Origin of the sequence: Bradyrhizobium sp. CW1, from assembly GCF_023100665.1 — a bacterium.
Lineage (GTDB): Bacteria > Pseudomonadota > Alphaproteobacteria > Rhizobiales > Xanthobacteraceae > Bradyrhizobium > Bradyrhizobium canariense_D.
In genome coordinates this window covers 2549021-2563128 of sequence record NZ_CP064684.1, presented here as the reverse complement: position 1 = coordinate 2563128, position 14108 = coordinate 2549021, and the positions used below count along the sequence as shown (strand labels likewise).

Below are 14108 nucleotides of genomic sequence, written 5' to 3'. Positions count from 1 at the left end.
AGGAGAGCCGAGATGCCAGCTTATGTACAGCATCATCAGGATATCGAGATCGCGCCTGTGATTTGCCCTGCTTGCATGGGGTTCCTTCCAATGTATGTGCGCGAGGTCGAACCGCATTGGAGTCTTGCCAAGATCGACTTCGTCTATGAATGCGCCGATTGCGGCGCCGAGGTCAGACAGACGATCCGCAAGCCGGAGTTGCTGCGGCACTGATCCCGCGGCCGGTTGGCCGCCCGGCTATTTGCGTTGAGCGGAAAAAACGCCCATTCGCGCGGATCTGGCCTCTCCCAAACGAGGCTTGTTCTTTGCCGTGAACGCAGGCAGAACAAGCCTCAATCAAGACCTTTGGGAGCGCCTTTTCGTGGCTGAACAGAAGCCCTCGACAGCGATCGAGGCAGTGGAGAGCGGCCTCGCCGCTCAAGGCTACATCGCGAGCCGGCAGATCGCGACCGCCGTCTATTTGTCGCAACAGATCGAGAAGCCGATCCTGGTCGAAGGACCCGCGGGCGTCGGCAAGACCGAGCTTGCCAAGGCGATTGCGGCCTGGCGCGGCCTGAAGATGATCCGCCTTCAGTGCTACGAAGGCCTCGACGAGGCCAAGGCGCTCTATGAATGGAAATACGCCAAGCAGCTTCTCTACACGCAGATCCTCAAGGACAAGCTCGGGGAAGTCCTCGGCGGCGCGCAGACTTTGCACGCTGCACTTCATCAGCTCCACGATTTCGGCGACGTGTTCTTCTCCAAGGAGTTCGTCGAGCCGCGGCCGCTGCTGCAAGCGCTGGAGCAGCCGGGCGGCTGCGTGCTCCTGATCGACGAGATCGACAAGTCGGATGCGGAATTCGAATCGCTTCTGCTGGAAATTCTCTCCGACTTCCAGGTCACGATCCCAGAACTCGGCACCGTCTCCGCGATCACGCCGCCAACGGTGATCCTCACCTCCAACAGCGAGCGCGATCTGGGCGACGCCCTGAAGCGGCGCTGCCTGCATCTGCACATCGGCTTCCCCGAGCAGCGGCTCGAGGAGCGCATCGTCGAGAGCCGCGTCCCCAACATTTCGCAGACGCTGCGGCGGCAGATGGTCGGCTTCATCCACGAAATCCGCTCGCTCGACCTGAAGAAGCTGCCTTCGGTCAGCGAGACCATCGACTGGGCACGCGTGCTGGTGCTCTTGCAGGCCTCGGAACTCGACACCGAGATCGTCAAGGACACGCTCAACGTGCTCCTGAAATACGAGGCCGACATCGAGGCGGCTCAGCCTCAGATTACGACCTTCATTGCCAAGGCAGCACGATCCAACGTCTTCGGTTGACCCCGATGCGCGAGAATATCCATCGTTTCTTCCGTGCCGCACGGGGCGCCGGCGTCCATGTCTCGCCGGCCGAAAGCATCGATGCGATGCGTGCGGTCGCGCAGGTCGGCCTCTCCGACCGGACCATCCTGCGCGATGCGCTCCTTCTGACGCTCGCCAAGTCGCAGGACGAAAAGCTCGCGCTCGGAGACTGTTTCGATCTGTTCTTCAGCCAGCCGGAGCCGCGACAGGAACAGCCTGAAGCCGACAGCAACTATGTTTCGGAGGACGCGGATCAATCTCCGTCGTCGGGCGCGGCCAGCGATGCGAGCGCCGGTTCGCCTCCCGCAGAATTGGGGCCCCTCGCGCAGATGCTGCTGTTGCAGGATCGCAACGCGATCACCGCCGCGATCGCCAGCGCCTCAGGTGCGGCCTCCCTATCCGACATCCGCTACTCCACCCAGCGCGGCATCTTCTCCAGCCGCATCCTTGACGCCATGGGGCTCCAGCGGCTGCGCGACGATCTCGAGGAGCTGACCGCGACCAATCCGGCACTGGCCGAGCGGCTTCGCGCCGCGCTCGATGCCTTGCGCGAAGCCGTCCGCGACACCGTCGCGCAGGGGCTTGCGCTCTATGCCCGCGAGGAAGCTGAAAACCTCCGCAACGAGATTCTTCGCAACGCGCCGCTTGCCCGCATCGAGCGCCGCCATGTCGCGGAGATGCGCGCTCTCATCCGCCAGATCGCACGTCGCCTGCGCGAGCGCTATTCGAAACCACGCAAGCGCCAACGGCGCGGTCATCTCGACGTCCGCCGCACGCTGCGCCGCAATGCCGCCTGGGGCGGCATCCCCTTTCTCACGGCCTGGAAGCGCAAGCATCGCGATCGGCCGAAGATCGTGGCGCTCTGCGACGTCTCGGGCTCGGTGGCGCAGGTCTCGGATTTCTTCCTGCTCCTGATCCACTCGCTGCACGAGGTGGTCGACGACGTCCATTCCTTTGCCTTCTCCTCGCATCTGATCGAAGTCAGCGACATCCTGGAATCGAAATCGCCGGAAGAAGCGATGGCCGAGATCATGTCCAAGGTCGGCTTCGGCTCCTCCGACTACGGCTCGTCGCTGGTCGATTTCGAGAAGGAGTTTATGAGCACGCTGACGCCGCAGACCACGGTGATCGTGCTGGGCGATGCCCGCAGCAACAATCTCGATCCGCGCGCCGACATCCTGCGCCGCATCTCTGAGCGCTCGAAGCGACTGGTGTGGCTCAATCCCGAAGGACGTCTCGCCTGGGGCTTTGGCGATTCCGAGATGCCGCGCTATGCGACCTTCTGCAGCGTGGTGCGCCAGTGCGCCACCGCGCAGCAGCTCGAGCGCGCGGTATCCGATATTGTGGCGACTTATCAGTAGGCCTTACCCACAGCCGACGTCAGTTTCGCCCCAGCTCCGTCTGAGCCACATTGCACTCCCGGAAATGATAGGCGATCTCGTCAAGCGCGCGCTGCTCCCATTCCTGAGCTTGCGCAAGCCAGAAAAGCCGGCGCTGCAAATCAAGCGCGGCACGCTCCCGGCACAGGGATTCCTGACTGCGAATTTCGACCAGCCTGTTCATGCACTCCACTCCTGCCGTGTGAAGCCATTCCCCGCGAATCAGCGTAACAGAATCCCGAACCCTTCGTTCTCATGATTTCTGTGCATGTTGCGACGCAGAATGGGACAGCAGTGCTTCCCGTGCAGTGCGGTAGTTCGCGGACCAACATCAAGCCTACATCATCAATATGTGATCGAGGCTCGGACGGTCCTCGTGACCGAGCGGTCTTAACTCTTGTGGCGCAATGGCGTGCAGCAATTTGTGAAGAGAAGTTCTAAACGCCTCACCGAATTCCCGACTCATTGTCGTCGCACGGTCTTCATGCAGCGCCTCTAACAGAGGCGCACGAACGGCACTACGGCTTGAGGCAACATGAGCAACGACATCGACTTCGATCTTTCGCCAGACCAATGGGAGGTTCTGAAGGCGCTTCGCGACCCGGTGTCGAACGGTCGCCTTTCCAAGGCCTATCTCATCGAGAGCCTCGTCAAGTTCGGTCTTGTCGTCGTCTGCGACGGCGTGCCGGTCATGACGCCGAATGGACGCAAGGTGCTGGTACGCGGATCGTGTCGGCTGCTGGATCTCGCGGCGTGACGCGGCCACCCGCGCGCAGAACGTGACTGTGGACCGCAAAATCGTCTGTCCACGTGACCGACGGCACCTGGAACGGTTTCCCGGCGCCGATGCGGATGCCGGTCGCACCGCAAAAAGACCGAATAGACCTCCTCCTCAGCGAAAACCGCGACAATCTGGCACGCTAGTTGCTCCTTTCGACGATCGAGACGTCGTCAAAACGGGGGAGTCACCATGTCGACCATTGCCGCGGCCCCGGCCGCCGAGCCAAAGCCGCTCTACACGTCGCTGTTCGTCCAGGTCCTGGCCGCGCTGATCCTCGGCATCATTCTCGGGGTGGCCGCGCCGGATTTTGCCATCTCGCTCAAGATTCTGAGCGACGCCTTCCTGAAGCTGATTTCGATGATCGTGGCGCCGATCGTGTTCTGCGTCGTCGTGCACGGCATTGCTGGCGCGGGCGACCTCAAGAAGGTCGGACGGGTCGGCGTCAAAGCGCTGGTCTATTTCGAGGTGATGACCACAGTCGCGCTCGTGGTAGGTCTCATCCTGGCCTACACTTTCGGCCCCGGTCATGGCATGAACATCGACCCCTCGACGCTGGACGCCAAGGCGCTCAATACCTATGCCGACAACGCCCACAAGCTTCAGGGCGGCGGCATCGGCTCCTTCCTCCTCAACGTGATCCCGAGCACCTCGTTCGACGCGTTGTCGCGCAACGACGTGCTCCAGGTGCTGTTTTTCGCCGTGCTGTTCGGCGTAGGCCTCGCACTGGTCGGCGGCGAGAAGGGCAAGCTCGTGACGTCGATGATCGATGCCGCCTCGACCGTGCTGTTCCGCGTCATGGGGCTTATCGTCCGCGTTGCTCCACTTGGCGTGCTCGGCGCAGTCGCCTACACCGTCGGCAAATACGGCGTCGGCTCGCTCAAGCAGCTCGTCTCACTGGTTGCGCTGTTCTACGTCTCGGTCGGCATCTTCGTGCTGGGCGTGCTCGGCGGCGTCATGGCGCTTGCCGGCATCAACATCCTCAAATTCCTCGCCTACCTGCGCGAGGAGTTGACGATCGTGCTCGCGACCGCCTCGTCCGACGCCGTGCTGCCGCAGATCATGAAGAAGCTGGAGCGGATGGGCGTGAAGGATTCCGTCGTCGGCCTCGTGATTCCGACCGGATATTCCTTCAACCTCGACGCGTTCTCGATCTACCTGACGCTTGCGGTCGTCTTCATCGCGCAGGCGACCAACACGCCGCTGTCCTTCGGCGACCTCCTACTGGTGCTCGGCGTCTCCCTGATCACCTCCAAGGGCGCGCATGGCGTGCCGGGCTCCGCGATCGTGATTCTGGCGGCGACGCTGAACGCGGTGCCCAGCATCCCTGCGATCGGCCTCGTGCTGGTCTTGTCGGTCGACTGGTTCATCGGCATGGCTCGCGCGGTCGGCAACCTCACCGGAAATTGCGTTGCGACCGTGGTGGTGGCCGCCTGGGAAGGCGACCTCGACCGCGCCAAGGCGGCCAAGGTCCTCGACGGTGGCGAGCTTGTGGACGTGACGGCGGGGTAACGACCGCCGTTCAGTCATTCCACTGGAGGAGCGGCGTTCCATGCGCCCTCCTCCAGACGGAGAGGAAACGCGGAAACCAGGAGTGGGCCACGGCACCCTTGTAGGCCCAGGTGCGATACTTCAGGCCCCGCTCCGAGATCAGTTCCTGATAGCCGCCGTGGACTTCGGTTGCGGTGCGAATGTCCTTCAGAATTCCCTGGGCAGAGGAACGGTAGGTATCGCTGCACGAGAATTCGTCATAGTCCAGCATGCGATCCGCGAATTCGACGTTGAACGTCGGCCAGGAGGAACGTCCCTGATAGGCGGGAGCCGCGATCTTGTGGATCATCTTGTTCCGCGGATTATCCGCGGACACCAGGAAGTGGAATGTGCCGGGGATGCGAAAGCGCGGCTCCGCAATGATCAGATCCGCCGTGGCTGCGAACAGCGCGCGCTCGGCCGGCTCGTTCATATCCCAGAAGCCGCGATGCACACTGACGAAATCCAGAGCGACCGAGGACACCGGCGAGCTTGGGGGGCCATCCAGGGAATGCCTGATATAGCCGCCCTTGCCGAACAGGCGGAGCAGGTCCCTCTTGTACTGCGCCAGGTCGCGTCCGAGCCGCCGCTTCAGCTCGTTCTCGTCGATGATCCCGAGCCGCACGCCCCACACGAAGGTCGTGTAGACGCAGGCATTGGTGACGAAACGCCTGCGCTCGGCGCGCGTGTCCGTTGCCGCAGAGCGCGGAGCACTGGCATCGCACAGCAAATACGTAGAGCCATCATCATTGAACGGCTCGAGCTCGCTTGCGAGCTGGAGGATCGCGCGCTTCAGATCACCGCAATATTCGGCCAGCAGCAGGCGACCGGCATGCACGCATTGCGACATCGCCAGATAGGACGACGCTCTCTCCTCGGCAGAGATCATCTGCCGCAGGCCGGCCAGAATGCCGAGCAGCGTATCCGAAGGGCGCGAGAAATAGTTCACGCCGAGATACCGGGCGCGCGCCGCCGGGACGATCGTCGTCGTGACGACGTTGGCGCGAACCGCTTCCAGCAGCAGGCGGACGCTCTTTTCGAGCAGACGAGCCCGGCGAACCGCATCCTGCGAATCCATGATGGTGTCGGGGTCGAGGATGTCGGGATAGAACCAGGCAAAGTCGCGCGGATAGTACGCAGAAGCGTGCGGCGCGCCCGTAACGAGAAAGGACTCAGATACCGCAAAAGCACTGTCCATCGAGTGCCGGTAAAGGTCCTCGATAGCCGTGAACGGATGATGCGACTTCCTCAGGAATCGATCACCGAGAAAGTTCACCGCCTGAAGCGCGTTGGCAACGAAGGTCGCCGCCATACCCTGGTAAAATCGGTTTTCGCCATGGGATGGAAAAGAGATGCCGCTGTTCATACGCGCCGTCGAATGTTGTCTCGTGGTCCGGCGGGACGCCGTTACGACGCTAGACCTGTCTGATTCTTATCTCTAGCCGGTGACGTGAGGAGCCGATTTACCCTTGCCGCGGCCGAAAATTCTCGATCAGCCCCAGCAACACTCGCGCGCCGGCGTCGGCATCGGCGAGCTCGACATGCTCGTCGGGGTGATGGCTGATTCCGCCGCGGCAGCGAACGAAGATCATGCCGACGTCGGCAATGTCGATCATGGCCATGCCGTCATGCCCCGCCCCGCTCGGCAGCTCGAACACGGAAAAACCTTCCGCTTTGATCGCCTGCGCGATCTGCTCCTTGAGCCAGGGCGCGCAGGGCGCGGTGCGGTTCTCGTGGGTGACGTCGAGCTGAAGTGTCAATTGGCGGCGCTTTGCGATGGCCTCGATCTGCCTCACGACATCGGCGACCGCGCGCTTGCGGTGCATGTCGGTCGGCGCCCGCATATCGATGGTGAACGACACCTCGCCCGGGATGACGTTGGTCGCGCCGGGCCTCGCCTGGATGTAGCCGACGGTGCCGACCAGCCCACCCTCGTCGGTGCGGCAAAACTGCTCGATCGCACCGATGCATTCGGCCGCGCCCGCCAACGCATCGCGCCGGAGTGCCATCGGCACCGTGCCTGCGTGCCCCGCCATGCCGGTCAGCCGCGCGGCAAGCCGTGTCGCGCCCGCGATCGCAGTGACAACTCCGACGGGGAGGTTTTGCGTTTCCAGCACCGGCCCCTGCTCGATGTGCAGCTCGAAATAGGCAAGCAGCTCGCGCCGGGCCCGCGCGGCCGCGCCGATATGATCGGGGTCGAGCCCGAACTGCACCAGCGCATCGCGCATCCCGACGCCATCGCTGTCGCGTGTGTTGAGGACGCTTTCGTCAAAAGTGCCGGCCACGGCGCGGCTGCCGAGCAGGGTCGAGGCAAAGCGCACCCCTTCCTCATCCGCAAAACCGACGATTTCGATCGCGAACGGCAGGCGCTTGCCGCGGCGGTTGAGATCGGCGACGCAGGCGATCGCCGTGATCACGCCCAACGGCCCGTCCCATTTGCCGGCATCGCGCACGGTGTCGTAGTGCGAGCCGAGCATCAGGCAGGGCGCGCCCGGCCGCTCCCCTTCGTAGCGCCCGCAGACATTGCCGATCGCGTCGAGACGCGCGCTCATGCCGGCGTCGCGCATCCAGCTCAGGATGAGGTCCGCGGCCTTGCGCAGCTCGCCGGTCAGATAGATGCGGGTGAGCTTGTCGCCTTCTTCCGAGATCGCCGCGAGCTCGTTGATTCTTCGCACGATCTCTTCGCCGAGCGAACCATTATGAACGGCGGTACCAGCAGCCATCTCGGCGGGCTTTCCATCTCTTGGGACCGCGGCGACGGCGGTCCTGGCGGCAATCGATTCAAGTTCGGTGCCAGCGAAATCACGCTCTCGACATCGTTCCGATCAGCGCGTGGTTAGCATGAATGCGGTTGCCGGCAGACCACCCGACCCTCGTCATGCACATGTCCAAGCCGGTTAAGACTGCTTAACTCCATTGCATACAATTATAAAATACTGCCTATATTTTCATCTGCTGCTTTCCTGATCAAGCTCGGATCACCGAAAATAGCAAATTGCTCTCAATAACTTAAGTGGAAATCCTCCCTCGGTAGCCTCTGGCACGAAGCTTGCGACAATCTATCCCGGGCTCCGCCAGACCGGCGCAGCGCGAGATGAGGCGGTGCATCCGCCAAGGGGAGCAAGCAATGGAATTTGGCAGGGTCTCACGACGTCATTTGTTGCAGGGCGGCGCGGCCGTCACCCTCGGTGCGGCGACGGGCATTCGTCCGGCCTTCGCGGCCGAGACCACCATCGGATTCATCTACGTCGGCTCGCGGGACGACTATGGCTACAACCAGGCGCATGCGCAGGGCGCGGCGGCGCTGAAGAAGATTCCCGGCCTCAAAGTCGTGGAAGAAGAGAAGGTGCCGGAGACCGACGCGGTCGAGAAGACGATCGAGTCCATGATCAATCTCGACGGCGCCACCCTGCTCTTCCCGACCTCGTTCGGCTACTACAATCCTCACATGGTCAAGATGGCCAACAAATTCCCGAAGCTGCACTTCGAGCACTGCGGCGGCCTGTGGAGCGACAAGGACCCGAAAAACGCCGGCAGCTATTTCGGCTACATCGATGAAGCCCAATACATCTCGGGCATCGTCGCCGGCTATAGCTCCAAGAGCGGCAAGCTCGGCTTCGTCGCCGCGAAACCGATCCCGCAGGTGCTGCGCAACATCAACGCCTTCGCGCTCGGCGCGAGGCTTGCCAATCCCAAGGCCACCACGCAAGTGATCTTCACTGGTGACTGGTCGATGCCGGTCAAGGAAGCCGAGGCCACCAACAGCCTGATCGATCAGGGCGTCGACGTACTGACCTGCCATGTCGACGGTCCGAAGACCATGGTCGAGAACGCCGCGCGTCGGGGCGCCATGGTGTGCGGCTATCACGTCAACCAGTCGCCGCTCGCGCCAAAAGCGTATCTCACGGGCGCCGAGTGGAACTGGGAAGCGCTGTACCCCAAGTTCGTCAAGATGATCGCCGCCGGCGAGAGCATTCCGAACTTCTATCGCGGCGGCCTCAAGGAGGAGATCGTCAAGACCTCGCCCTATGGCGAAGCGGTCTCCGCCGAGGCGCGCAAGCACGCCGACCACGTCAAGGCCAAGTTCTTGTCCGGTGACGGCTACGCCATCTTCAAGGGAGGGCTGGTCGATAACAAGGGCAAGACGGTGATCGCGGCCGGCACCGATCGCGGCCAGAAGGATCCCGAACTCGAGAAGATGGACTATCTCGTGGAGGGCGTGGTCGGGGCGACTTCGTGACGACGGAAGCTGCAGATCTCGCTGAAGCGGTCGGGACCGTTGCCCCGGCCGCCGATCCGGGATTCCTCCAGCGTCACGGCGGAGCGATCGAATATATCCTGATCCCGGGCGCGGCGCTGGCCGGCGCGCTCGGGGTTTTCGGCATCTTCGTCGCAATGTTCGGCAAGAGCCCGCTCGACCTCTATTTCTACATGTACTACGGCGCGTTCGGCACCTGGTTCTCATGGCAGAACACGTTGACGCGCGCGGCGCCGCTGATCCTTACCGCACTCTGCACGGCGCTGCCCGCGCAGCTCGGCATGGTTATCATCGGCGGCGAAGGCGCACTCCTGATCGGCGCGCTGTCGGCAACCAGCGCAGCGCTGGTGCTTCAGGGCATGCCGCCGCTCATCGTGCAGATCGCCATGGTCGTCGCCGGCGTGATCGGCGGCGGCCTCTGGGTCATGCTTTCGGGCGCGCTACGGCAATATCGCGGCGTCAACGAAACGATCTCGAGCCTGCTGCTCGTCTATATCGCGCTCGCGGTCCTCAACCATCTCGTCGAAGGCGCAATGCGCGACCCCGGCAGCCTGAACAAGCCGTCGACCCGCGAGATCGGCGCGGCCAACATGATCGGATCGATCCCCGGCACCGATGTGCATTGGGGTCTCGTGTTCGGCCTGATCGCCGCGTTCGCCGCCTATATCCTGATCTATCACACTGTGTTTGGCTTCGCCGCGCGTGTTGCCGGCGGCAACATCCGCGCTGCGAAGATCGTCGGTCTCAATGTCAGCAAGCTGATCCTGATCGTCTGCTTCCTCGCCGGCGGCGCCGCGGGCCTTGCAGGCATGGTCGAGGTCGCCGCGGTGCAGGGGCGCACCAACGCGAATCTCGCCGCAGGCTACGGCTTCACAGGGATTCTCGTCGCCTTCCTGGCGCGGCAAAATCCGCTCGCCATTATCCCCGTCGCGATCCTGCTCGGTGGTATCAGCGCCAGCGGCGGGCTGTTGCAGCGCCGCCTCGGATTGCCGGATGCATCCGTGCTGGTGCTGCAAGGCATCATCTTCGTCTTCGTGCTGGCCAGCGATGCGCTCTACGGCCGCATCGGGTTTCTGAAGGGAAAGTCCTGAGATGGCAGACGGCTCGATCGGACTCTGGACCGTCCCGCTCGCCGTGCTCGGCGGCGCCATTCGAGTCTCGACCCCGTTCCTGTTCGTGAGCCTGGGCGAATGCATCACCGAGCGCTCCGGCCGCATCAATCTCGGCCTCGAAGGCACGCTGGTAATGGGCGCGATGAGCGCCTACGGGATTTCCTACCTTACGGGATCGCCGTGGCTCGGCGTGCTCGCCGCTGGCATCACCGGCGCGCTTCTGGGCGCGCTGCATGCCGGCATCTGCTCGTTGCCGCGGGTCAACGACATTGCGGTTGGCATCGCCTTGATGCTGTTCGGCACCGGGCTTGCCTTCTATCTCGGCAAGCCGCTGATCGAGCCCACCGCGCCGCGGCTGCCCGCGATCGATTTCGGCTGGTGGAGCGACATTCAACAGGTGCGCGCGGCACTACGGGTCAACGTGTTGTTCCTGATTGGTGTCGCGCTCGCCCCAACTCTCTACTGGGCCTTCCGGACCACGCGCTGGGGCCTCCTGATCCGCACCGCCGGCGAGAGTTCGGACGCCGCGCGTGCGATGGGCCACTCCGTGCTGTTGATCCGCTTGCGCGCGACCATGGTCGGCGGCTTCCTCGCCGGCATCGGTGGCTCCTTTCTGTCGCTGTTCTATCCCGGAAGCTGGAACGAGGGCCTGTCCTCGGGCCAGGGCATCACGGCCGTGGCGCTCGTGATCTTCGCGCGCTGGGACCCCTTGCTGTGTCTCTGGGCCTCGCTCGCTTTCGGTGGCGCCGCAGCGCTGGGACCCGCGTTGCAATCGGTCGGCGTCACCTCCGGCTACCACCTCTTCAACGCAGCCCCCTACCTCCTGACGCTGGCGATCATGATCATCACCTGCTCGCCGAAACGCACGTTGACCGGAGCCCCGGCCGAATTGTCGATCACCCGCTAGAGAGCGAAATCATGCCCGAGCGCACCATCAAGTCCGAACCCTATGCATGGCCCTATAACGGCGATCTGCGCCCCGAGAACACCGCGCTCATCATCATCGACATGCAGACCGATTTCTGCGGCGTCGGCGGCTATGTGGACAAGATGGGCTATGATCTCTCACTGACGCGGGCGCCGATCGAGCCGATCAAGAAACTGCTGACGGCAATGCGCGCTCAAGGCTTTCACATCATCCATACCCGCGAAGGCCACCGTCCCGATCTCTCGGATTTGCCTGCCAACAAGCGTTGGCGCTCCCGGCAGATCGGCGCCGGCATCGGCGATCCCGGTCCCTGCGGCCGCATCCTGGTGCGCGGCGAGCCTGGGTGGGACATCATCCCGGAGCTCGCGCCGCTGCCCGGCGAACCCATCATCGACAAGCCCGGCAAGGGCTCGTTCTGCGCCACCGACCTGGAGCTGATCCTGCGCGTCCGCGGCATCGAGAACATCGTGCTCACTGGCATCACCACCGACGTTTGCGTTCACACCACCATGCGTGAGGCCAACGACCGCGGCTTCGAATGCGTGCTGCTGCACGATTGCTGCGGTGCCACTGACAAGAGCAACCACGACCACGCGCTGAAGATGATCAAGATGCAGGGCGGCGTGTTCGGCGCGGTCTCGACCGCCGACGCCTTCATCGGAGCGATTTCGTGATCGTCGGCAAAACGTCGCCGCCATCGGGCGCCTTCGGCGTCGATGCCATCGCCATGAGCATGCGTTTCGGTGATTTCCTGGCGCTGGACAATGTCGCGCTGAAAGTGCGGCCGGGTTCGTTCCATGCGCTGCTCGGCGAGAACGGCGCCGGCAAGTCGACGCTCGTCAAATGCATTATGGGCTATTACCACGCCACCGAGGGTGACATTCTCGTCGGCGGGCGCGAGCAGGCGATCGGCAATCCGAAGGACGCCCACGCCCTCGGCCTCGGCATGGTCTACCAGCATTTCACGCTGGTGCCGGCGATGACGGTCGCCGAAAATCTGGTGCTGGCGCGCGATGACGTGCCGGCTGTCGTGAACTGGCCGAAAGAGATGAAGGAGCTCGAGGCCTTTCTCGCGCGCATGCCATTCAAGGTACCGCTCAGCGCAAAGGTCTCCGACATCTCCGCGGGCGAGCGGCAGAAATGCGAGATCCTCAAGCAGCTCTACCTGAAGCGTCGCTTCCTGATCCTGGACGAGCCGACCTCGGTGCTGACCCCGGCGGAAGCCGACGAGGTGCTTGGCATGCTCCGCGACATGGTCGTCAAGGGCGAGCTGACCATCCTGATGATCACGCACAAGTTCCGCGAGGTCATGGCCTTCGCCGACGACGTTACGATCCTGCGCCGCGGCAAGCTCGCCGGCGCCGGCAAGGTGTCCGAACTGACGCCGGACGCGATGGCGCGCACCATGATCGGCGCCGAGGAGCTGACGCTACAGCCGCCGCGCACCGGTGAGGCCGGCAAGGCGAGGCTGGAGCTGGCGAAGATGCGCGCGCGCGACGACGCCGGCGCCATCGCCGTGCACGACGTCTCCCTTACGGTCCGTGCCGGCGAGATCGTCGGCATCGCCGGCGTCTCCGGCAACGGCCAGCGCCAGCTCGTCGAGGTGCTGGCCGGGCAGCGCGGGGCTGAGAGTGGCGAGATCCGCGTCGCCGGCGATCCCTATCACGCCAGCCGCGAGGAGATGCGGCGGCACAATATGTCACTCCTGCCGGAGGAGCCGCTGAAGAACGCCTGTGTCGGCGGCATGAGCGTCGCCGACAACATCGCCTTCCGCGAATTCGACCGCGCGCCTTTCGCTAGCCTCGGCTGGTGGCTCAACCGCGGTGCCTTCCGCGTCGACGCGCGGAAGAAGATCGCCCAGTACAAGATCAAGACCCGCACGCCCGACACGCCGATCTCGGCGCTGTCGGGCGGCAATGTCCAGCGCGCCGTGCTGGCCCGTGAGCTCGGCGGCGACGTCGAGGTGCTGATCGCGGCCAATCCCTGCTTCGGGCTCGATTTCGCGGCGGTGGCGCAAATCCATGCCGAGATCATGGCCGCGCGCAACCGCGGCGCCGCGGTGCTGTTGGTCAGCGAGGACCTCGACGAACTCCTTGAACTCTCCGATCGGCTGGTGGTGATGTTCCACGGCGAATTCGTGTATGAAGCACGGACCAGCGAAGCCGATCTCACCGTGGTCGGCCGGCACATGGCGGGGCATTGACCAGGGAAGAGCGATGAGCGGCGGGTCCGAGCGTGACGAGCACTTCCTTCGCCTTTCCTTCGCGGTCGCCCGCCGTTCCCTCACGCACGGCAACCATCCCTTCGGCTGCATCGTGGTCGATGCCGAGGGCAAGGTCCTGATCGAGGCTGAGAACGGCTACATGCCGGATCACGACGGCACCGCGCATGCCGAGCGCCTCGCCGCCACGCAGGCCTGCCGCACGCTTGGCCGCGAGGTGTTGGCGAGAGCCACGCTCTATTCCTCCGCCGAGCCCTGCGCGATGTGCGCCGGCGCGATCTACTGGGCCGGCATCGGCCGTGTCGTCTATGGCCTCAGCGAGCACCGCCTGCGCGGCATCACCGGCGATCATCCGGAGAACCCGACGCTCGACTTGCCCTGTCGCGAAGTCTTTGCCAGCGGCCAGCGGCCGACAGAGGTTGCGGGGCCGCTGCTCGAAGACGAGGCCGAAGCGCTGCACGACGGCGTGTGGACGAAGTAGCAAACACCAATTCAATTTCGTAGAGCGGATTGCGCCTACGGCTCATCCCCTACCGTCCTGCCCACAAACGAAGATGACGCCGCGGAGGTTT

14 protein-coding genes are annotated in these 14108 nt (G+C 63.8%); 11 read left to right on the top strand and 3 right to left on the bottom strand.

The window, feature by feature from the left end; genetic code table 11:
• Window positions 1–12: 12 nt before the first annotated feature.
• From IVB54_RS12370 to IVB54_RS12360, 3 genes are all read left to right on the top strand, one after another.
• The gene (locus IVB54_RS12370; RefSeq protein WP_007612817.1) at window positions 13–213 is read left to right on the top strand and encodes a hypothetical protein; all 201 of its coding nucleotides are present in this window, start codon (window positions 13–15) and stop codon (window positions 211–213) included.
• Window positions 214–361: 148 nt separating this feature from the next.
• Entirely contained in the window at window positions 362–1309 is a 948-nt protein-coding gene (locus IVB54_RS12365) for a MoxR family ATPase (protein ID WP_085395396.1), read from the top strand.
• Window positions 1310–1314: 5 nt separating this feature from the next.
• Window positions 1315–2691 (top strand): VWA domain-containing protein, encoded by a 1377-nt coding sequence (locus IVB54_RS12360; protein ID WP_247452791.1) that lies wholly within the window; start codon window positions 1315–1317, stop codon window positions 2689–2691.
• 19 nt (window positions 2692–2710) lie between these two features.
• On the opposite strand, the gene IVB54_RS12355 is transcribed toward IVB54_RS12360, so the two are convergent.
• Window positions 2711–2893 (bottom strand): hypothetical protein, encoded by a 183-nt coding sequence (locus tag IVB54_RS12355; protein WP_018456679.1) that lies wholly within the window; start codon window positions 2891–2893, stop codon window positions 2711–2713.
• Between the two features lie 351 nt (window positions 2894–3244).
• Here IVB54_RS12355 and IVB54_RS12350 point away from each other — a divergent pair, with 351 nt between their 5' ends.
• On the top strand, window positions 3245–3466 hold the full coding sequence (locus IVB54_RS12350; RefSeq protein ID WP_018456680.1) for a hypothetical protein: 222 nt from the start codon (window positions 3245–3247) through the stop codon (window positions 3464–3466).
• A 213-nt stretch (window positions 3467–3679) separates the two neighbouring features.
• Window positions 3680–4999, top strand: a complete 1320-nt coding sequence (locus IVB54_RS12345; RefSeq protein WP_018456682.1) for a dicarboxylate/amino acid:cation symporter — start codon at window positions 3680–3682, stop codon at window positions 4997–4999.
• A 10-nt stretch (window positions 5000–5009) separates the two neighbouring features.
• Here the strand turns inward: IVB54_RS12345 and IVB54_RS12340 are convergent, their stop codons facing one another.
• Together IVB54_RS12340 and IVB54_RS12335 are read right to left on the bottom strand one after the other, a co-directional pair.
• Window positions 5010–6383, bottom strand: coding sequence for a hypothetical protein (locus tag IVB54_RS12340; protein WP_247777240.1), 1374 nt, complete (start codon window positions 6381–6383; stop codon window positions 5010–5012).
• 97 nt (window positions 6384–6480) lie between these two features.
• Window positions 6481–7740, bottom strand: a complete 1260-nt coding sequence (locus IVB54_RS12335) for an allantoate amidohydrolase (RefSeq protein ID WP_018456684.1) — start codon at window positions 7738–7740, stop codon at window positions 6481–6483.
• Window positions 7741–8144: 404 nt separating this feature from the next.
• On the opposite strand from IVB54_RS12335, the gene IVB54_RS12330 reads away from it, so the two are divergent.
• Genes IVB54_RS12330 through IVB54_RS12305 form a run of 6 tightly spaced genes read left to right on the top strand, consistent with a single transcriptional unit; the run spans window position 8145 to window position 14017 of the window.
• Window positions 8145–9257, top strand: a complete 1113-nt coding sequence (locus IVB54_RS12330; protein ID WP_247777239.1) for a BMP family ABC transporter substrate-binding protein — start codon at window positions 8145–8147, stop codon at window positions 9255–9257.
• Window positions 9254–10366: an ABC transporter permease gene (locus IVB54_RS12325; RefSeq protein ID WP_247375636.1), complete on the top strand. Its 1113-nt coding sequence runs from the start codon at window positions 9254–9256 to the stop codon at window positions 10364–10366. The genes IVB54_RS12330 and IVB54_RS12325 overlap by 4 nt, the downstream gene beginning before the upstream one ends.
• 1 nt (window position 10367) lies before the next feature.
• Window positions 10368–11294: an ABC transporter permease gene (locus tag IVB54_RS12320; protein WP_247372376.1), complete on the top strand. Its 927-nt coding sequence runs from the start codon at window positions 10368–10370 to the stop codon at window positions 11292–11294.
• An 11-nt stretch (window positions 11295–11305) separates the two neighbouring features.
• Window positions 11306–11989 (top strand): isochorismatase family cysteine hydrolase, encoded by a 684-nt coding sequence (locus tag IVB54_RS12315; protein WP_247777238.1) that lies wholly within the window; start codon window positions 11306–11308, stop codon window positions 11987–11989.
• A complete protein-coding gene (locus IVB54_RS12310) occupies window positions 11986–13518 on the top strand; it encodes an ABC transporter ATP-binding protein (protein ID WP_247777237.1) in 1533 nt (510 codons plus the stop codon). The genes IVB54_RS12315 and IVB54_RS12310 overlap by 4 nt, the downstream gene beginning before the upstream one ends.
• Before the next feature lie 13 nt (window positions 13519–13531).
• The gene (locus tag IVB54_RS12305; protein WP_085361054.1) at window positions 13532–14017 is read left to right on the top strand and encodes a nucleoside deaminase; all 486 of its coding nucleotides are present in this window, start codon (window positions 13532–13534) and stop codon (window positions 14015–14017) included.
• Window positions 14018–14108 lie beyond the last annotated feature (91 nt).